This is a genomic window from Chromobacterium vaccinii (genome assembly GCF_001855275.1).
GTDB lineage: Bacteria > Pseudomonadota > Gammaproteobacteria > Burkholderiales > Chromobacteriaceae > Chromobacterium > Chromobacterium vaccinii.
On record NZ_CP017707.1, the window covers coordinates 2,376,212 to 2,395,486 of the forward strand.

Consider the following 19,275-nt stretch of genomic DNA (forward strand, 5'->3'; position numbering starts at 1 on the left):
CACTGGCGCTTTTGCCCGATTGAAGCGCCGATGAAGTCCGCATTGCTCCAGCGCCTGCTGGCCGCCCTCACCCTGGCCGCCTGCCTCGGCTATTTCCTGGTCCTGGCGCTGCGCCCGGACTGGCTGTCCGGCTGCGTCGCCGGCCTGCCGCTGTCCATCCTGCTGGCGCTGGCGGTGATCCTGCTGCTGTGCCTGGTGTCCACGCTGTACAGCCGCGTGGGCGACGGAGAGGACGCATGAGCGCGTCCCAGCTGCTGTTCCTGGCGCTGACGCTGCTGACCCTGGGCCTGACCGCCGCCGCCCGCCGCCGCACCGCCTCCCTCAATGACTTCTACACCGCCGGCGGCCGCCTGCCCGCCTGGCAGAACGGCTTGGCGCTAGCCGGCGATTACCTGTCCGCCGCCGCCTTCCTCGGCGCCGCCGGCATGTACCTGGGCCAGGGCTACGACTCGCTGGCCTACGCGGTGGGCACACTGGCCGGCTGGCCGCTGCTCCTGCTGCTGCTGGCCGGACCGCTGCGCAAGCGCGGCCGCTACACCGTGGCCGGCGTGCTCAGCCAGCGCTTCGACCACGCCGGCGTGCGCCTGGTCAGCATCGCCAGCTCGCTGACGGTGACGCTGTGCTATCTGATCGTGCAGCTGGTGGGCGCCGGCAAGCTGATCGAGCTGCTGTTCGGCCTGCCTTATCTCGCCGCCGTCGGCCTGGTGGGCGCGCTGATGATGGCCTACGTGGCGCTGGGCGGCATGCTGGCCGCCACCTGGGTGCAGATCAGCAAGGCCAGCCTGCTGTTCGTCTGCGCGCTGCTGCTGGCCGCCGGCGTGCTGGGACGCTACGGCGGCAGCCCGGCCGCGCTGTTCGCCGCCGCGCACCAGTTGCGCGGCGCGGCCGCCTTCCTGCCGAGCCAGGCGCTGGCCAACCCGGTGGAGGCGCTGTCGCTGGGCCTGGGCCTGAGCCTGGGCCTGCTGGGTCTGCCGCACGTGCTGATGCGCTTCTTCACCGTGGCCGACGCCCGCGCCGCGCGCCGCTCGGTGGGCATCGCCACCTGGCTGGTGGCGGCCTTCTTCCTGCTCAACCTGATCATCGGCTACGGCGCGATGACGCTGATCGGCCCCGATCCGCGATTCCACGGCGCGGACGGCAAGCTGATCGGCGGCGGCAATATGGCGGCGCTGCACCTGGCCGAGCTGCTGGGCGGCGACTTCGCCCGCGCGCTGGTGGCCGCGGTGGCCTTCGCCACCATCCTGGCGGTGGTGGCCGGACTGATGCTGGCCGGCGCCAGCGCGGTCAGCCACGATCTGTACGCCAGTTGGCTGAAGCGCGGCCAGGCCGATCCGCGCCGCGAGCTCAAGGTGTCGCGGCTGGCCACGCTGGGCCTGGGCCTGGCGGCGATGCTGCTGTCCACCGCCTTCCAGCAACTGAACATCGCGGTGATGATGGGCCTGGCCTTCGCCATCGCCGCCTCCGCCAACTTCCCGCTGCTGCTGCTGGCGCTGAACTGGCGCGGCCTGAGCGCCCGCGGCGTGGTGTGGGGCGGCGTCGCCGGCATCGCTTCGTCGCTGGCGCTGATTGTCTGCGGCCCGGCGGTATGGGTGGCCGCGCTGGGCCACGCCGAGCCGCTGTTTCCCTACGCCAACCCGGCGCTGTTCTCGCTGCCGCTGGCCTTCGCCGCGGCCTGGCTGGGATCGCGCCGGCCGAACTCATCAATGAATTCAAGAAAGCGAACGCAATGAACAAGCTGATCCTGTACGGCAACCGCTACTCCGGCCACAGCTACAAGGTGAGGCTGGCGCTGATGCTGGCCGACATCTCACACGATTATGTGCACATCGACATCTCGCAGCCGCGCGGCGAGCGCCCGGAAGACTTCCGCGCCGCCAGCCGCTTCGGCGAAGTGCCGGTGCTGGTGGCCGACGGCGTGCCGCTGTGCCAGTCCAACGCGATACTGCAATGGCTGGCCGACAGCTACGGCGCGCTGGGCGGCGCCCTGGGCGAGCGCCAGCGCGTGCGCGAATGGCTGAACTGGGAAACCAACCGCCTCGGCCTGTCGCAGCCCAATCTGCGCTACTCGCGCCTGATCGCCCACTATGAGCCATCGGTGGAGGCCTGGCTGGAAACGCGGTTGCGCGCCGACCTGGCGGTGCTGGAGGCGGAACTGGCCGAGCGCCGCTACCTGGCCGGCGACCAGGTCAGCATCGCCGACGTTTCGCTCAGCGGCTACCTGTGGTGGCTGTCCGACGCCGGCCTGGCCATCGCCGACTGGCCCAATATCCAGGCCTGGCTCGGCCGCATCGCCGCCCAGCCGGGCTGGCAGCATCCTGACGAGCTGATGTCGCCGGATATCCCGGAATAAGCCCGGCGGCCGCGGCGAGCCGGCAAGTGGTATGGTTGAAGGCTGACGCGTCCTGCTCGCGCCGCGCGGGCAGCCATGGAAAAGACTGAGGAGAAGCAGATGAGCCGTCCCGACTGCATCAAACATTGGAGCGAGCTGCAAAGCGACAGGCCGCGCTATTACTCCGGCAGCCAGGAGCCGCTGTCCCGCGGCAGCCCGCTGGGCAAGCACTACGGCTTCGCCCGGCTCGGCATCCATCATGAGCTGCTGGAACCGGGCTGCCGCACCAGTTGGCCGCATGCCGAAAAAACCGAGGACGAATTCGTCCACGTGCTGGAAGGCGCGCCCGACGTGTGGCTGGATGGCCGGCTTTACCGGCTGCGGCCGGGAGACTCGGTGGGCTTCAAGGCTGGAGACGGCCTGGCCCACACCTTCATCAACAATACCGAACAGACCGTCCGCCTGCTCTGCGTCGGCGACACCGACCGAGCGGACAACCGCATCCACTACGCCGTGCATCCCAAGCGCAACCAATTCCTGGGCCCGCTGCACTGGGACGACGCGCCGGAGCGCGAGCTTGGCGGCCACGACGGCCTGCCGGACAAGCTGCGCGACAGCAACGGACCATTCTGAGAGCCGCCATCCCGACTGGAATCCGCATGAACGATTTTCTGCAGCGGCTGGCCGCCATCGTCGGCCCGCAACACCTGCTGACCGACGACATCGACACCGCGCCGTACACGCTGGACTGGCGCCGCCGCTACCAGGGCGCGCCGCTGGCCGTCACGCGTCCCGGCTCTACAGTGGAAGTCTCCGAGGTGGTCAAGCTGTGCCGCGCGCACAAGGTGGCCATCGTGCCGCAGGGCGGCAACACCTCCACCTGCGGCGCGGCGACGCCGGACGGCAGCGGCCGGCAGCTGGTGCTGGCGCTGCGCCGGCTGAACGCCATCCGCCACGTCGACACCGACAACAACGCGCTGACCGTCGAAGCCGGCGTCACGCTGCTGGAGGCGCAGCAGGCGGCCGAAGCCGCCGGCCGGCTGTTTCCGCTGTCGCTGGCCTCGCAAGGGACCTGCCAGATCGGCGGCAACCTGTCCACCAACGCCGGCGGCGTGGCGGTGCTGCGCTACGGCACCATGCGCGAGCTGACGCTGGGGCTGGAAGCGGTGCTGCCTGACGGCCGGGTGCTGAGCCAGTTGCAGGGCCTGCGCAAGGACACCACCGGCCTGGACCTGAAGCAGCTGTTCATCGGCGCGGAAGGCCAGCTGGGCCTGATCACCGCCGCCACGCTGAAGCTGTACCCGCTGCCCAGCGCCCATGCCACCGCAATGGTCGGCGTCGGCGACATCGAGACGGCGATAGACTGGCTGAACCGGCTGCGCCACCGCTTCGGCGACCGCCTGACCGCCTTCGAAGTGATGGACGCCAGCTGCCAGCAAGTACTGCTGCGCCACCATCCGTCGCTGATGCCGTTCTCCGCGCCGTGGCTGATCCTGATCGAGCTGTCCGACGGCGGCGATCCGGCGCCGCTCAACGACGCGCTGGTGGAATGGCTGTCCGCCCAGACGATGGCCGACGGCGTCGTCGCGCAAAACGAGACCGAACGCCGCAAGCTGTGGACGCTGCGCGAAGAGATATCGGAAAGCCAGCGCAAGGACGGCCCCAGCATCAAGCACGACATCGCGGTGCCCACCTCGGCGCTGCCGCGGCTGGTCCGCGATTGCGCGACGGATCTGGAGCAGGCCTTCCCCGGCGCGCGCATCGTCGCCTTCGGCCACGCCGGCGACGGCAATCTGCACTACAACGTCAGCTTCACCCGCCCCGGCAACGCCGACCTGTTCGACGATGAGGACGCGGTCAACGCCATCGTCTACGACCATGTCTACCGGCTGGGCGGCACGCTGGCGGCCGAGCACGGCGTCGGCCAGCTGAAAAAGGATTGGCTGGTCCGCTACAAGGACCCGCTGGCGCTGGAACTGATGCGGACGATCAAGTTGGCGCTGGACCCGGACGGGCTGATGAATCCGGGCAAGTGGTTGTAAACCCGCTCTCTTTCCATAGGAGAGGATAGCAACGATTCAGATCGCCAAGCGGCCGATAGTGTCTTCCCATTCCTCCCCGCTCCGCCGCCTCTCCTGCGTCAGCGACCGGTACCATGGCGTCGCCGCGCCATCGACGCCCCAACGCCAATCGACGTGCTCGCCGGCCAACAGCAGCCGGCAAGGCGTGCCCAGCGCGCCGGCCAGGTGCGCCATCGCCGTGTCCACGGCGACCACTCCGTCCAGTTCCGCCAGCAGCGCCGCGCTGGCGGCAAGGTCCGTCAATCCAGATCCCAGCTCCATCACGCCGTTTTCCGCCAGCCATGTCCGCTCAGTCCCGCTCGGCTCCGGCTGCAGCGAAATCCAGTTGACGCCGCGATCGGCCAGCAGCGGCAGCAAGGCCTCCGGCCCCGGCAGCGAGCGGCAATGGTCGAACGGATGCTCGGCGCGGCCGCGCCAGACCAGGCCGATATGGCGGCCGGCCGGCAAGCGCTCCCGCCACGCCTGCCGCAGCGCCGGATCGGCCTGCAGATAGATTTCCGCGCGCGGCTCGAAATCTCGCAAGACCCATGGCAGGCTCATGGAAAAAACATGGCAGTCGTGCGGCGGAAACTCGGTCGGGTAGCCGCCGGCCATCGCCAGCCACTCCGCCTGCGGCCATTGCCGGGAAAACAACGACGACAGCGGCTCGCGGCATAGCGCGACGATGCGCGCCGCGCCCTGTTCGAGCAGCGGATTCAGATAGCGGCTGAACTGGATGGCGTCGCCGTAGCCCTGCTCGAACAACACCAGCAGCCGTCGTCCCGCCAGGCTCTCGCCCTGCCAGCGCGGCGACGGCATCGCGGGATAGGCGGCCGATTCCAGCCTCGCTTCATGATTGGCCCAGCCCGCCGCCCAGTCGCCGCGCGCCAGTTGCAGATAGCCCAGGTTCTGCCGCAGCCGGCGGTGCTCCGGCGCCGACGCCAGGCCCTGCTCCCAAGCCTGGCCGGCCTCGCCGTCCCGGCCCTCTTCGCGCAAGGCCAGTCCCAGCAGGTTCAACCAGTCGGCGCGGCCGGGTTCTGCCGCCAGCGCCTGCCGCGCCAGGGCTTCCGCCTCCGCCGCGCGGCCGGTGGCGAGCAGCAGCGAGGCCAGATTGGCCAGCGCCGCGCCGGGCGCTGCCGCGTGGGCGGCTCGCAAATGCCGCTCCGCCTCGTCCCAGCGTCGCTGGGCCATCAGCAGCAAACCCAGATTGTTGCCGGCGGCGGCATGGCCCGGCGCCGACTCCAGCGCGCGCCGCAGCATGGCTTCAGCCTGTCCGGCCTCTCCCCTCTCCTCCAGCAGCCGCCCCAGCAGCTGCAGCGCCTCGGCATCGTCAGGCGCTTCGTCCAGGCAGGCGCGCAGCTGCCCCTCGGCCTCGCCGTTCCGGCCCTGCTCGGCCAGCAGCCGGCCCAGTTGGTAATGGGCGGCCGCGCCGGGCTGGGAGGATAGCCGGCGGCGGAAACAAGCCTCGGCCTCGGCCAGCCGGCCGGCGTCCTGCAGCAGATTGCCCAGATTGCCCAGGCTGGAGGAGTGATCGGGGTCGCGCGCCAGTTCGGAGCGGTAATGGGCCTCGGCCTGTGCGGCGTCGCCCTGTCCCGCCCGCAGGCAGCCCAGGTTGTAATGCGCGTCCGGCGTGGCCGGGTCCCGCGCCAGCGCCTGGCGCCAGCACTGCTCGGCCAGGGGAAGCTGCGCCAGCCGGGCCGCGCAGACGCCCAGCAGGTTCCACAAAGGCGCGTTGCCGGGCTCGGCCTGCAGGCCGGCCTGCGCCGCGCGCAGCGCGCCGGCCAGGTCGCCTTCGGCCAGCAGCCGGGCGGCGAGCAGGGTGTCAGGAGAAAGCGGGGTCATCTTGCGTCCGCCGATCGGAAAAGTTGCTTCGGATCATCGACGCAAAAACGCCGCCTGGCAAGGCGGCGTTGGGCATGGCGGAACAGGTTCTTACAGCCGGAACTTGTTGAACTCGGCATCCATCTTGCCGGCGTTGCCGGCCAGGCCCTGCAAGGTGCTGCTGACGCTCTGCAGCACGTCGTCGTTTTCCAGCACGTGGCCGTTGATCGCCTCGGAGCTTTGCGCGATCAGCGTGGTGGCCTTGTGCTGCTCCTGGGTGGAGTTGGAGATCTCGCTCATCTTGGCCACCACGTCCAGCATCGACGCGCGGATGGCGGCGATATTGTCCACCGCCTCGCGGGTCAGGCCGACGCCCTCGTCCACCGCCTGCACCGTGGAGTTGACATCGCCGACCGCGCGGCCGGTTTCCTCGCGGATCGCGCCGACCATATTGGAGATTTCCAACGTCGCCTGGGCGGTGCGCTCCGCCAGCTTGCGCACCTCGTCGGCCACCACCGCGAAGCCGCGGCCCTGCTCGCCGGCGCGGGCGGCCTCTATCGCCGCGTTCAGCGCCAGCAGATTGGTCTGGTCGGCGATGTCGCGGATCACGTTGGTGATGCCGGAGATTTCCTGCGAGCGCTTGTCCAGCGAGGACAGCATCTCTTCCAGCCCCCGCACCGACTGCACGGTGTTTTCCATGCCGGACGACAGCCGCTGCATATTGTCGGCGCTGGCGGCCAGGTTATGGCCGGTGGCGCTGGCCAGGTCGTCGGCCTGGCGCGCGCTGTCGGCGATATGGGAGATGGAGACGGTGATCTGCTCCAACGTGGCCGCGTTGGACGAGGACACGTCGGAGATGTGGCGCGAGCTCTGCGCGACGTCGGCCACCAGCTGGCTGGCGTCCTTCACTCCGCCGACCACGCCGGCGGCATCGCCCTTCAGGCCGCGGAACAGGTGGCCCAGCTGGCCGACGAAGGTGTTGAACGCGCGCGCGGTGGCGGCGATCTCGTCCTGGCCGTCGTCCTTCAGCCGCAGCGTCAGGTCGCCCTGGCCGCGCGCGATGTCCTCCATCGCCGCCTTCAGCCGCACCAGGCCGGCCAGCATCTTGCCGATCACCAGGCTGGCGAACGGGATCATCAGCGCGAACACCAGCAGCGTCAGCCCGCCTATCGTGTACAACAACGTGTGCAGCGGGGCCAGAATCTCGTCGCGATCCGACACCAGCGCCAGAATCCAGTTGGTGCCGGGAATGGCCTGCGCGGCGATCAGCATGCTCCTGCCGCCGATGTCGACGTCGGACGCCTTGTCGTTCTGCACCAGTTGCGCGAGGCGGTCGGGCGTCAGCGCCGGCACCACGCTGGTGATCGGCTTCAGCGTCAGCTCGGCCTGCGGGTGGGCGATGACGGTGCCCTTCTTGTCGATGATGAAGGCGTAGCCGTTGCCGCGCACCTTCAGCGACAGCACCGACTTCACCAGCGTGTCCACCATCACGTCGCCGCCGACCACGCCGGCGAAGGCGCCGTTGTGGTTGAACGGCGCGGATATGGTGACCGTCAGCTTCTTGGTGGCCTCGTCGACATAGGGATCGGTGACGACGGGCTGGCCTGAGGCCTGGGCCTGCTTGTACCAGTCGCGGTCGGCCACCTTGTAGTCGGCCGGGGCCACCCAGTCGTCGGAGAACAGCGTGCGGCCGTCGGCGTAGCCGGCGTAGTTGACGTTGAAGCCGCCGGCCTTGGTGCCCACCTTGAGGAAGCGCATCGCGTCGGCCTCGCCCGCCACCGCGGTCTGGGCGACGATCTGCTGCTTCTTCTCGCCCAGCCAAGTGGTCACCACCGAGCTTTGCCCCTTCAGACTGGCCGCGAACTCATTGTCCAGCCCCTCCAGGATTTCCGATCGCATCTGCGTGAAAACTATGGTCACCAGGACCAGGCCGAACAACGCCATCAACAGGGCATTGAACGCTATCAATCGACTACGAAGTGATTTCATCGCATTCCCTCATTTCTACGCTGTATAGCCTGGGCGAAAGCCGGTCATTTCCTCGGCAGACTGGTTGTAATTTATTGGAAAGCCGGATGGATACGCTAAACCAAGCAGGCGCGCCGGCGCTTGATCAAGCTCATGCCGTTTTCACAATATGATAGGTGCAATGACGATGTCAGTCGATGTGAATAACGGGGAGGAATGGGCAAAAAAACACCCCTGCGGCAATGCGGCAGGGGTCAACACGAGGAAGAAACATCGGACCGGCCTCGGCCAGCGCGATATTTCGAGGGGCTAACACCTCAAAACCTTGCGGTTCTCAGTGCAGCCGGCATTCTAGCGTAATTGCTCTACGAAAATCCAGAACTTTAGAGCAATTCATCCAATTTTCATTATTCGGGCCAGCGGTAATCGCGGAACTGCTCGCGCAGCTTCATCTTCAGCAGCTTGCCGGTGGCGGTGTGCGGCAGCTCGTCGATGAAGACGACATCGTTCGGCGTCCACCATTTGGCGATCTTGCCGTCGAAGTAAGCCAGCAGCTCCTCCCGCGTCGCCCGCCCGCCCGGCTTCAGCGTCACCACCATCAGCGGCCGCTCGTCCCACTTGGGGTGCGGCACCGCGATCGCCGCCGCCTCCGCCACCGCAGGATGGCCGACCAGTATGTTTTCCAGATCGATCGAGCTGATCCATTCGCCGCCGGACTTGATCACGTCCTTGGTGCGGTCGGTGATGCGCATGTAGCCGTCTGGGTCGATGGTCACCACGTCGCCGGTGTGGAACCAGCCGTCGGAGCTGTGGTTGGCGTCCAGCTCGCGCTTGAAGTACTGCGACAGCACCCACGGCCCCCTCGCCTGCAGATTGCCGAAGGACACGCCGTCGTGCGGCAGCGGCAGGCCAGCGTCGTCGACGATGCGGATGTCCACGCCGAACGCCGGGCGGCCCTGCTTGGTCAGCAGCGCGTTCAGCTCCCGTCCTCGCAGGCCTTCGTGCTTGAGCTTGGGCGTGCTGGTGGTGCCGAACGGCGACAGCTCGGTCATGCCCCATAGCTGGCGCAGCTCGATGCCGCGTTCGGCCAGTTGCTCGATCATGCTTTCCGGCACCGCCGAGCCGCCCGCGATCACCCGCTTCAAGGGCGCGAGCGGCAGGTTTTCGCGCTGGCAATATTGCAACAGCTGCAGCCAGACCGTGGGCACGCCGACGGTGGTGGTGACGCCTTCCTCGGCGATCAACTGCTGCAGGCTGGCGCCGTCGAGCTTCTGCCCCGGCAGCACCAGCTTGCTGCCGTTCATCGCGCAGCTGTATGGCAGGCCCCAGGCGTTCGCGTGGAACATCGGCACCACCGGCATCACCACCGCGCGCGCCGAGAGGTCGAAGCTGTCCGGCAGCGAACTGCCGAAGGCGTGCAGCACGGTGGAGCGGTGCGAATACAGCACGCCCTTGGGATTGCCGGTGGTGCCGGAGGTGTAGCACAGGCTGGAGGCGGCGTTCTCGTCCAGCCGCGGCCAGTCGTAGACGTCGCTGTGGCTGTTCACCAGGTCTTCGTAGCTGAGCAGATCGGGGATGCCGCTGTCGGCCGGCAGATCGGCGCGCGCCGCCAGCAGCACGAAATGCTCGACGCTCTTCAGCTGGTCGGCCAGCTGCGTGACCAGCGGCAGGAAGGTGGCGTCGAACATCAGCACCTTGTCTTCGGCGTGGTTGACGATCCAGGCGATCTGCTCCGGGAACAGCCGCGGATTGACGGTGTGGCAGACGGCGCCGCTGCCGGACACCGCGAAGTAGATCTCGAAATGGCGGTAGCCGTTCCAGGCCAGCGTGCCCACCCGGTCGCCCGGCGCCACGCCCAGCGACGGCAGCGCGTTGGCCAGCTGGCGGGCGCGGCGGGCGGCGTCGCGGTAGGTATAGCGGTGCATCGGGCCCTCCACCGTGCGCGACACGATCTCGGTGTCGCCGTGGAAGCGCTCGGCATGCGCGAGCAAGTCCGCAATCAGCAAAGGCTGGTCCATCATCTGTCCACGCAGCATCGCGCATCTCCCCTTTTATCGGTATGGAATCCGCACGTTACGCCGCGCTGGAGTTTTCACTCCAATCATATTTTCTGATGGCCGGCCATCGTCTGATTTATATATTCGTCATCGGAATTGACTCAGCTCTTGACCGGCCGTTTCGCCAGCATCCGCTGCAGGGTGCGGCGGTGCATGTTGAGCGCGCGCGCGGTGGCGGAGATGTTGCCGTCGTGCTCGGCCAGCACGCGCTGCAAATGCTCCCAGGTGACGCGGCGCAAGGACATCGGCTGCGGCGCCACCGGCAGTTCCGGATTCGCCGTCTGCTGGGCGAAGGCGGCCAGGATCTCGTCTACGCCGGCCGGCTTGGCCAGGTATTGCACCGCGCCCAGCTTGGTGGCCTCCACCGCGGTGGCGATGCTGGCATAGCCGGTCAGCACCACGATGGCGCTGTCAGGGCTGGCCGCGCGCAGCGCCGGCAGCAGCCTGAGGCCGCTGTCGCCGTCCAGGTTCAGATCCAGCAGGATGCGCGCCGGCCGCTCGGCCGCCCGCGCCAGCGCCTCGGCCGCGTCGCGCGCCCAGGCGGCCGCATGGCCGCGCCGCGCCAGCGAGCGGGTCAGCACCATGGCGAAAACTTCGTCGTCGTCTATCAGCAGGAAATCGCTCACGTCTCCTCCTCCAGCGGCAGTTCGATGCGGGCGTGCACGCCGCCCTCGGCGCGGTTGTCCAGGCTCAGCGTGCCGCCCAGCCGGGCCAGCGTGGCGTGGCTGAGCATCATGCCCAGCCCCAGGCCGGCCGGTTTGGACGAATCCAGCGGCGCCAGCCCGGCGCGCGCCAGCTGCGCCTCGCTCAGGCAGCCCTGGCGGTTGACGATGTCCAGCCGCAGCCGGCCGCCGCTCAGGCTGGCCGACACCGCCACCTCGCCGCCGCCGGCTTCGGCCGCGTTGTTGACCAGATTGAACAGCGCCGGCCAGAACGCCGCGTCCAGACTCACCAGCGGATCGTCGCCGTCCGGCGTCCGCCACTCCAGCCTCACATCCGGCCGCAGGCTGCGCCAGCCTTCCAGCCGCTCGGCCAGCGACGCGAACAGCGGCTGCGGGCCACCGCGTGATTCGGAGCCGTGCTTGAGGCGGGACAGCGTCGCGCGGCAGCTGGCCAGTTGCGCGCGCATCAGTTGCAGGTCCTGGGACAGCGCGGCGTCGCCCTGCCGCTCGCTGAGCAGCTCGTCCACCAACAGCGTCATCGTGTTCAGCGGCGTGGACAGCGAATGGGCGGCGCCGGCCGCCTGCATGCCCACCGCCAGCAGCTGCTCGTCGCGCAGCTGGGTTTCGCGCGCCTGCGCCAGCGCATCGCCCTGGTGGCGCAGCTGGCGGGCCAGCCAGGACACGAAGCCGGCGATCAGCAGCGCCGACAGCGCGAAGGAGATCCACATGCCGGACAGGTGCAGATTGAAGGCGTAGGCGGCGTTGCCGCCGTTCAGCGGCCAATCCAGATGCCACTCGAACAGCAGGCCGTAAGCCGCCACGCTGAGCGCCGCCAGCAGCCAGGCGAACCAGCCCGGCGACAGCAGCGCGGCGAACAGCACCGGCGGCAGGTACAGCGAGGCCAGCGGATTGGCCGCGCCGCCGCTGAAGGCCAGCAGCTCGGTCAGCACCAGCACGTCGAACAGCAGGCCCAGCCGCAGCGCCAGCTCGGCCGGCAGCCCCCAGGCCGGCAGGCGCGGCAGCAGTAGATTGACCAGCGCCAGCGTGCCCAGCGCCTGGCCGACCAGCAGCCACGGCAGCGCCACCCGCTCCAGCGCGCAGCCGGCCAGCATCGCCGCCGCCAGCCACAGCATCAGCCAGCGCAAGCGCCGCACCCGCGCGCCGGCCTGCGGGGCATCCCCCGCCAGCGCCGGCGCCAACATCGCATTCCTATCCATGGCCTGAACTTTACCATCAAGCCGGCGGCGCGGCGGCTGCGACACTTTGCCGCATTGGTCGGCTCGGCGGCTTCCACTACCATCGCCGGTCAATAATTCCAACACAAACCTGTTCCGTGATGACAATCCGCTACCTGCTCCCCCTGCCGCTCGCGCTGGCCGTCGCCCACGCCTGCGCGGCGGAAACGCCCGCCTTCGTAGGCGAAGAAGTGCTGGTGACCGCCAGCCGCCTCGACCAGCCGCTGCAACTGTCGCTGGACCCGCGCGCGCCGCGCCAGCCGGCGCCGGCCGCCGACGGCGCCTCGCTGCTGAAGAACATTCCCGGCTTCAGCGTCGCCCGCAAGGGCGGCAGCTCCGGCGATCCGCTGCTGCGCGGCCTGGGCGGCTCGCGGCTAGCCATCCTGGCCGACGGCGGCTTCGTGTTCGGCGGCTGCGGCGGCCGGATGGACCCGCCCACCGCCTATCTGTTCCCCGACGCCTACGACGTGGTGGATGTGGTCAAGGGGCCGCAAAGCGTGAAGCTCGGCCCCGGCCTGGTGGCCGGCGGCGTCAATTTCGAACGCAAGACGCCCCGCTTCGACCAGCCCGGCGTCCGCTTCAACGGCAGCCTGCTGGGCGGCAGCGGCGACCGCAACGACGCCTACGCCGACTTCGCCGCCGGCTCGCAGTACGGCTACGCGCGCATCCTGGCCAGCCGCAACCACGGCGGCGACTATCGCGACGGCGACGGCCGTCCGGTCCACTCGGCGTTCGACCGCGACAGCCAGACCGCCATCGTCGGCCTGACGCCGGGCCGCGACACCACGCTGGAAGTCTCGGCCGACCGCAGCCGCGGCCAGGCCGCCTACGCCGACCGCAGGATGGACGGCAGCAAGTTCGACCGCGACGCCTGGGGCGTCAAGCTGGAGCAGCGCCGGCTGGCTGGCTGGCTGGACGCGGTGCGGCTGCAGCTGAACCACAGCTATGTCGACCACGTGATGGACAACTTCTCGCTGCGCCCCACTCCCGCTACCGAGAAACCTAACGCCAACAACCCGGACCGCGAAGCCGACACCGGCCGCCTTAGCGCCGACCTGGCCTTCGGCGAATGGGAAGTCACCGCCGGCGTCGACTGGCTGCGCGACCGCCACAGCAAACGTTTCGGCATCGGCTACCAGCAACAACCGCGTCTGCCGGACATCAGCTTCGACAATCAGGGCCTGTACGCCGAAGCGTCCACGCCGCTGGGCGCGCAGGGCAGGCTGATCGCCGGCCTGCGCCGCGACGCCACCCTGGAGGTGCAGGAAGCCGCGTCAAATGGCGGCATCCGCGCGGAGAACCGCTACCATATGGACTCCGGCTTCGTCCGCTACGAGCTCAAGACCGGCGGCTGGACGCATTACGTCGGCCTGGGCCAGGCCCAGCGCGCGCCCGACTACTGGGAGCTGAACCGCAACGACGGCCTCGGCAAGGAAAGCAATCTGCAGCTGGACGCCGGCCTGCTGTACCAGGACGACAAGCTGCAGGGCTCGCTGTCCGCCTACCTGAGCCGCGTCGGCGACTTCATCCTGGTCGACAACAACAGCCCGCAGATGGCGCGCAACGTCGACGCCCGCCGCTACGGCCTGGAAAGCGAGGCGCGCTGGCGCTTCGCGCCGCAATGGACGCTGTCCGGCAGCGTGGCCTGGGTGTGGGCGGCCAATCTGGACGACGGCCGGCCGCTGGCGCAGACCCCGCCGCTTGAGGGCAAGCTGGGCCTGAAATGGGACAACGGCCGCTACGGCGCCGGCGCCGCCTTCCGCGCGGCGCAGCGCCAGGACCGCGTCGCGCCCGGCCAGGGCAATATCGTCGGCCAGGACATCGGCGCGGCGCCCGGCTTCGCCACGCTGTCGCTGGACGCGGGCTGGAAGATCAGCAAGCGCTTCAAGCTGCTGGCCGGCATCGACAATGTGTTCAACCGCAACTACGCCGAAAGCGTCAGCAAGGGCGGCGGCATGGTGGCCGGCTACACCCAGACCACCCGCGTCAACGAGCCCGGCCGCACGCTGTGGACCAAGCTGCAGGTCGAGCTGTAAATATCCGCCCGTCCTCTCGTCTCGGGGCTTCCAGTCTGCTAGGCTGGAAGCCTTTTTCACGATGGCGGCGGCATGAAGATTCCCTATTTCAAGATCCTGGCCTGCGGTCTGACGCTGTTCATCCTGCTCGGGCCGCTGGTGGCGCTCTTGGCCAGCGGCGTGGTGCCGATGATGGCCTACCTGATGGGCGCGGTGCCGGCGCTGGTCTTCGGCCTGCTGCTGTGCCTGCTGCGCATCGCGATGGCCGGCGCGGTGGAGCGCTGGCAGCGGCAATGGCCGGCCTGGCTGCTCGCCGTCGTCGCCTTCGCCCCCGGCGCGGTCAGCGGCAGCACGATCACGCTGCTGTACGCCCGCATCGCCGAACCCTTGCTGTACAACGACTCGATGACCCTGTACCTGGGCGCGATGGCCGGCGGCGTGTGCAACGCGCTGTTCTGGCGCATCCGCTTCGGCGCGCCCGCCAACCCGCCCCATTGATAGCGAGAAGCTCATGCCCCATTGCGTGATCGAATGCTCGGCCGAGATCGCCGGCCATCCGGATATCGACCGACTGCTGCATGCCGTCCACGAAGCCGCCGACGCCAGCGGCCTGTTCCAGAGCGCCGACATCAAGGTCAGGCTGCAGTCCTACGACGATTTCCTGGTAGGCGGCCGCGACCAGGATTTCGTCCACATCGCTTGCCATATCCTGGCCGGCCGCGACGACGACCAAAAGGGTCAATTGGCGGACCGGCTGGTTCGCGCGGTCTGCGAACGGCTGCCCGGCGTGCAATCCGTCAGCTGCGAGGTTCGCGACATGGCGCCCGCCGCCTACAGCCGCCGCGACAAGCTGCGGGCTCTCGGCTGAGCAAAAAAAAGCCCGCCGGGTCATGGCGGGCTTGCAACCTTTGTCTGCCGGACGCCTGTCGCGCCCAGCCCTCACAGCATACCTCGGCGCGGCGCGCCCCGCCTGCGGCGGATTGTCGCAGTCAGGCCCGCTCCAGCCTCGCCTCCAGCCCGCCATCCGGCCGGTTCTTCAATGCCAGCCGCAGACCATGCAATTCCGCGATGCGCTCGACGATGGACAGGCCCAGGCCGCTGCCCGGCTGTTCCTGGCCGGGCGGGCGGAAAAAGCGCTCGCGCACCCGCTCCAGCCATTCCGGCGCGATGCCCGGCCCCCGGTCCAGCACGCTGACCGCATCCTCCTCCAGCCTCAGCTCCACCACGCCGTCGGCCGGGCCATAGCGGCAGGCGTTTTCCAGCAGATTGCGCAGCATCAGCCCCACCAGGGTCGGGTCGCCGGACAGCGGCAGCGCCTTTTCCGGCGGGCAGCGCCAGTCCAACCGCCATTCCACGCCGTCGGCAGTCGCCGCCAGCTCCGCCATCAGGTTCTCGGCCAGCCGCCCCCAAACCACCGCCTCGCGCTGCCTCGGGCTTTGCAACGGGTCCAGCCGCGACAAGGCCAGCAACTGCTCCACCAGACGGCCGGCGCGTTCGATGCCTAGCTGCAGCTGCGACAAGGCGTGGCGGCGGCCGCCCTCGTCCGGCGTCAGCGCCAGCACTTCGGCCTGCACCCGCAGCGCCGCCAGCGGGGTGCGCAGCTCGTGGGCGGCGTCGGCGGTGAAGCGCCGCTCGTGCTCCAGCATTGTCCCGATGCGGACGAACAGCGCGTTCAACGCCCGCACCAACGGCCGCACCTCCTGCGGCACCTCGTCCGGCACCGGGCTGTTGTCGTCCGGCGCGCGCGCGGCGATCGCGCCGGCCAGCCGGCGGAACGGAGCCAGCTCGCGGCGCAGCGCGAACAGGATGGCCAGCAGCATCAGCGGCAGCCCTATCATCCAGGGCAGCAGCTGGGCCTTGACCACGCTCCACACCATCTCCTGCCGCAATCCCAGCTTCTGCCCCACCGCCACCATGCGCGAACCGTCCGGCGCCGGCAGATAGAGCAGACGCCAGTCGTGATGATGGTCATGGCCGATGAAATCGTGGAAACCGCGCCGCGCCGGCTCGTAGTCGAAACGGCGGCCGCGTCCGTCGCACAGCACCTGCCGCCCCTGCGCGTCCCAGATCGCCAACCCCATGTCGTCATTGTCCATCCGCCCCTTGTCGGCGCCGGCCAGCAGGTGCTTGAGCTTGGGCGGATCATCCGGCCGCATGCCGTGCACATCTATCGCCAGCAACTGGCGGGCGAACTGCGCCATCTGGGTGTCGAACAGCTCGTCCACCTCGCGCTGGGCCAGCCACACCGCGGCCGCCGACGCCGCCAGCCAGGTGGCGGGCACGATCAGCAGCAACACCAGCATCAGCCGGGCCTGCAGGCTGCGCAGCCGCGTCAAGCCGGCTCTCCCAGCGTGTAGCCTATGCCGCGCAAGGTGCGGATGAAGCCCGCGCCCAGCTTCTTGCGCAAATGGTGGACATACACTTCCAGCGCGTTGCTTTCCAATTCCTGCCCCCAGCCGTACAGTTTTTCTTCGATCAGCTCCCGCGGCAGCACCCGGCCCTTGCTGCTGAGCAGCAGCTCCAGCAGGGCCAGTTCGCGCGCGGTCAGTTCCAGCGGCGCGCCGTCCAGCATCGCCGTCCGCGCCACCGGGTCCAGGCTGAGCCTGCCGTGGCTGAGCAGCGGGCCGCACTGCCCATGGCGGCGGCGGGTCAGGGCGCGCAGCCGCGCGGCCACCTCGGCCAGCGCGAATGGCTTGGCCAGGTAGTCGTCGGCGCCTGCGTCCAGCCCGCCGACCCGGTCGGCCAGCGCGTCGCGCGCGGTCAACACCAGCACCGGCTCGTCGCGGCCGGCACGGCGCCAGGCGGCGAGGATGTCCATGCCGTCCATGCCCGGCAGCCCCAGATCCAGCACCACCGCGTCGTAGGGCGCGGCGGGCAATGCGGCCAGCGCCTGCCGGCCATCTCGCAGCCAATCCACCGCGAATCCCAGCTGCCGCAGGCCCATCTGCAGGCCATCGCCTATCTGCGCGTCGTCCTCCACCACCAGTATCCGCATCCGTCCTCCCGCTATCCGCCGCAGCGTCCTTTATCCCACTGATAGCTTAAACCATGCTTAAGCGCCGTCCCGATCCGCCCATATTGTCATTGAACGGCATAGGACTATTCACCTTCCCGTCAACAAAACCTCATTTCCCTGTCACGTCGCCATAGCAGCATGGGACGTCATCCCGGCCCACGGACCTGCCATGCAGCCAGATACCGCTTCCGACGCCTCCCGCCGACTGCGCAGCATCTGGATTTCCGATGTCCACCTCGGCACCGCCGGCTGCCGCGCCGAACACCTGCTCGACTTCCTGCGCGAGCACGAATCCGAATACCTGTATCTGGTCGGCGACATCGTCGACGGCTGGCAATTGAGAAAATCCTGGTACTGGAAGCAGAGCCACAACGACGTGGTCCAGAAGCTGCTGCGCAAGGCGCGCAAGGGCTGCCAGGTGATCTACATCCCCGGCAACCACGACGAGGCGGCGCGCCAGTACTGCGGGCTGAACTTCGGCGGCGTCGCCATCCGCCACGAGGCCGAGCACTTCACCGCCGACGGCAAGCGCCTCTTGGTGCTGCACGGCGACGAGTTCGACGGCGTGATCCAGTACGCCAAGTGGCTGGCCTACGTCGGCGACAATCTGTACACGCTGATCCTGCAGCTGAACCGCGGCTTCAACTGGGTGCGGCACCGGCTGGGCCTGCCCTACTGGTCGCTGTCGCAATACCTGAAGCACAAGGTGAAGAACGCGGTGAACTTCATCAGCCAGTTCGAAACCATCCTCGCCGGCGAGGCGCGGCGGCGCGGCTTCGACGGCGTGGTGTGCGGCCACATCCACAAGCCGGAAGTGCGGATGATAGACGGCATCCTGTACGGCAACAGCGGCGACTGGGTGGAAAGCCTGTCGGCGCTGGTCGAGCATCCCGACGGCCGGCTGGAAGTGCTGCACTGGACCGCGCTGACCGCCGGCGCGTCCATCGAGGAAGCGCCAGAGCCCATCCCTTCGGAGGAATCCACATGCGCATCATGATCGTAACCGACGCCTGGAAGCCGCAGGTCAACGGCGTGGTCCGCTCGCTGACCGAAACCGTCCGCGAGCTGGATGGTTTCGGCCACCAGGTCAACATGATCACGCCGCTGGAATTCCGCACCATCCCCTGCCCCACCTACCCCGACATCCGGCTGTCGCTGCTGCCCTACCGCCAGGTGGCGCAACGCATCGCCGGCTTCGCGCCGGACGCGATCCACATCGCCACCGAGGGTCCGCTGGGCCTCGCCGCGCGCCGCTTCTGCCTGCGCGAAGGCCTGGCCTTCACCAGCGCCTACCACACCCGCTTCCCGGAATACATCCACGCCCGCTGCCGGCTGCCGCTAACCGCCAGCTACGCCTGGATGCGGCGTTTCCACAACGCCTCGCAGGCGGTGATGGTGCCCACCCGCTCCATCGCCTCCGATCTGGAGGCCCGCGGCTTCGACAACGTCAAGCTGTGGAGCCGCGGCGTGGACACCGAGATGTTCAGCCCCGGCGAACGCCAGCGGCTGGACGAATCCAACCCGCCCCGCTTCGTCTACATCGGCCGGGTGGCGGTGGAGAAGAATATCGAAGCCTTCCTGAAGCTGGACCTGCCCGGCAGCAAATGGGTGGTCGGCGACGGCCCGCTGCTGCCCCGGCTGAAACAGCAATACCCGGACGTGTACTTCGCCGGCGTGTTCCCGCAGCAGGAGCTGGCCCGCTTCTACCGCGCCGCCGACGTGTTCGTCTTCCCCAGCCTCACCGACACCTTCGGCCTGGTGCTGCTGGAGGCGATGGCCTGCGGCGCGCCGGTGGCCGCCTTCCCGGTGGCCGGCCCGCTGGACGTTGTCGGCGATTCCGGCGCCGGCGTGCTGGACTGGGACCTGCGCGCCGCCTGCCTGAAGGCGCTGGAACTGGACCGCTGCCATGTGCGCCGGGTGGCCGAGAGCTACTCCTGGCAGGCCGCCAGCCGCCAGTTCGAATCCCATCTGCGCCCCAACGCCGCCGCATCCGCCGGACTGAACCCCATCGCCGATTAAATGCGCCTTGCTTCATCAGCTGTAAGCGCTATATTTCAAAAATCGAAGCACGCGGAAAGCTCGGATGCCTTTGGCGAGCTTGTCCGGCGGACC

17 protein-coding genes are annotated in these 19,275 nt (G+C 68.8%); 10 read left to right on the forward strand and 7 right to left on the reverse strand.

The window, feature by feature from the left end; translation table 11 throughout:
* Nucleotides 1-30 precede the first annotated feature (30 nt).
* From BKX93_RS11030 to BKX93_RS11050, 5 genes are all read left to right on the forward strand, one after another.
* The gene (locus BKX93_RS11030) at nt 31-240 is read left to right on the forward strand and encodes a DUF485 domain-containing protein (RefSeq protein WP_021477974.1); all 210 of its coding nucleotides are present in this window, start codon (nt 31-33) and stop codon (nt 238-240) included.
* Nucleotides 237-1,730, forward strand: a complete 1,494-nt coding sequence (locus BKX93_RS11035; RefSeq protein WP_052717601.1) for a sodium:solute symporter family transporter — start codon at nt 237-239, stop codon at nt 1,728-1,730. Before BKX93_RS11030 ends, BKX93_RS11035 begins: the two co-directional genes overlap by 4 nt.
* The gene (locus BKX93_RS11040) at nt 1,727-2,350 is read left to right on the forward strand and encodes a glutathione S-transferase family protein (RefSeq protein ID WP_070979805.1); all 624 of its coding nucleotides are present in this window, start codon (nt 1,727-1,729) and stop codon (nt 2,348-2,350) included. Before BKX93_RS11035 ends, BKX93_RS11040 begins: the two co-directional genes overlap by 4 nt.
* Nucleotides 2,351-2,449: 99 nt before the next feature.
* Nucleotides 2,450-2,962, forward strand: a complete 513-nt coding sequence (locus tag BKX93_RS11045; protein ID WP_070979807.1) for a cupin domain-containing protein — start codon at nt 2,450-2,452, stop codon at nt 2,960-2,962.
* Between the two features lie 26 nt (nt 2,963-2,988).
* On the forward strand, nt 2,989-4,371 hold the full coding sequence (locus BKX93_RS11050) for an FAD-binding oxidoreductase (protein ID WP_070979809.1): 1,383 nt from the start codon (nt 2,989-2,991) through the stop codon (nt 4,369-4,371).
* A gap of 36 nt (nt 4,372-4,407) precedes the next feature.
* Here BKX93_RS11050 and BKX93_RS11055 read toward each other — a convergent pair whose 3' ends face one another.
* The 5 genes from BKX93_RS11055 to BKX93_RS11075 form a co-directional block, all read right to left on the reverse strand.
* Complete coding sequence (locus tag BKX93_RS11055; protein WP_070979811.1) at nt 4,408-6,231, reverse strand: tetratricopeptide repeat protein; 1,824 nt, start codon at nt 6,229-6,231, stop codon at nt 4,408-4,410.
* Between the two features lie 90 nt (nt 6,232-6,321).
* Nucleotides 6,322-8,199: a methyl-accepting chemotaxis protein gene (locus tag BKX93_RS11060; protein ID WP_083340511.1), complete on the reverse strand. Its 1,878-nt coding sequence runs from the start codon at nt 8,197-8,199 to the stop codon at nt 6,322-6,324.
* A 386-nt stretch (nt 8,200-8,585) separates the two neighbouring features.
* The gene (locus BKX93_RS11065) at nt 8,586-10,214 is read right to left on the reverse strand and encodes a 3-(methylthio)propionyl-CoA ligase (RefSeq protein ID WP_070979814.1); all 1,629 of its coding nucleotides are present in this window, start codon (nt 10,212-10,214) and stop codon (nt 8,586-8,588) included.
* A 122-nt stretch (nt 10,215-10,336) separates the two neighbouring features.
* Nucleotides 10,337-10,861: a response regulator transcription factor gene (locus BKX93_RS11070; protein WP_083340512.1), complete on the reverse strand. Its 525-nt coding sequence runs from the start codon at nt 10,859-10,861 to the stop codon at nt 10,337-10,339.
* A complete protein-coding gene (locus BKX93_RS11075; RefSeq protein ID WP_070979815.1) occupies nt 10,858-12,114 on the reverse strand; it encodes an ATP-binding protein in 1,257 nt (418 codons plus the stop codon). The genes BKX93_RS11070 and BKX93_RS11075 overlap by 4 nt, the downstream gene beginning before the upstream one ends.
* A 119-nt stretch (nt 12,115-12,233) precedes the next feature.
* Between BKX93_RS11075 and BKX93_RS11080 the strand changes: the two genes are divergently transcribed.
* The 3 genes from BKX93_RS11080 (at nt 12,234) to BKX93_RS11090 (ending at nt 15,015) form a co-directional block, all read left to right on the forward strand.
* Nucleotides 12,234-14,168 (forward strand): TonB-dependent copper receptor, encoded by a 1,935-nt coding sequence (locus tag BKX93_RS11080; RefSeq protein ID WP_070979816.1) that lies wholly within the window; start codon nt 12,234-12,236, stop codon nt 14,166-14,168.
* A 72-nt stretch (nt 14,169-14,240) separates the two neighbouring features.
* The gene (locus BKX93_RS11085) at nt 14,241-14,645 is read left to right on the forward strand and encodes a hypothetical protein (RefSeq protein ID WP_046159033.1); all 405 of its coding nucleotides are present in this window, start codon (nt 14,241-14,243) and stop codon (nt 14,643-14,645) included.
* Nucleotides 14,646-14,658: 13 nt separating this feature from the next.
* A complete protein-coding gene (locus tag BKX93_RS11090) occupies nt 14,659-15,015 on the forward strand; it encodes a 5-carboxymethyl-2-hydroxymuconate Delta-isomerase (RefSeq protein WP_021475449.1) in 357 nt (118 codons plus the stop codon).
* Between the two features lie 121 nt (nt 15,016-15,136).
* Here the strand turns inward: BKX93_RS11090 and BKX93_RS11095 are convergent, their stop codons facing one another.
* Nucleotides 15,137-16,483: an ATP-binding protein gene (locus tag BKX93_RS11095; RefSeq protein WP_052717465.1), complete on the reverse strand. Its 1,347-nt coding sequence runs from the start codon at nt 16,481-16,483 to the stop codon at nt 15,137-15,139.
* Nucleotides 16,480-17,142, reverse strand: coding sequence for a response regulator (locus tag BKX93_RS11100; protein WP_046159034.1), 663 nt, complete (start codon nt 17,140-17,142; stop codon nt 16,480-16,482). The genes BKX93_RS11095 and BKX93_RS11100 overlap by 4 nt, the downstream gene beginning before the upstream one ends.
* Nucleotides 17,143-17,332: 190 nt before the next feature.
* Between BKX93_RS11100 and BKX93_RS11105 the strand changes: the two genes are divergently transcribed.
* Both BKX93_RS11105 and BKX93_RS11110 read left to right on the forward strand, forming a co-directional pair.
* Nucleotides 17,333-18,160 carry a UDP-2,3-diacylglucosamine diphosphatase gene (locus tag BKX93_RS11105; RefSeq protein ID WP_046159035.1) on the forward strand — a complete coding sequence of 276 codons (828 nt, stop codon included), beginning with the start codon at nt 17,333-17,335 and terminating at the stop codon, nt 18,158-18,160.
* A complete protein-coding gene (locus BKX93_RS11110; protein ID WP_070979818.1) occupies nt 18,148-19,182 on the forward strand; it encodes a glycosyltransferase family 4 protein in 1,035 nt (344 codons plus the stop codon). The genes BKX93_RS11105 and BKX93_RS11110 overlap by 13 nt, the downstream gene beginning before the upstream one ends.
* The last annotated feature ends 93 nt before the right edge of the window (nt 19,183-19,275 follow it).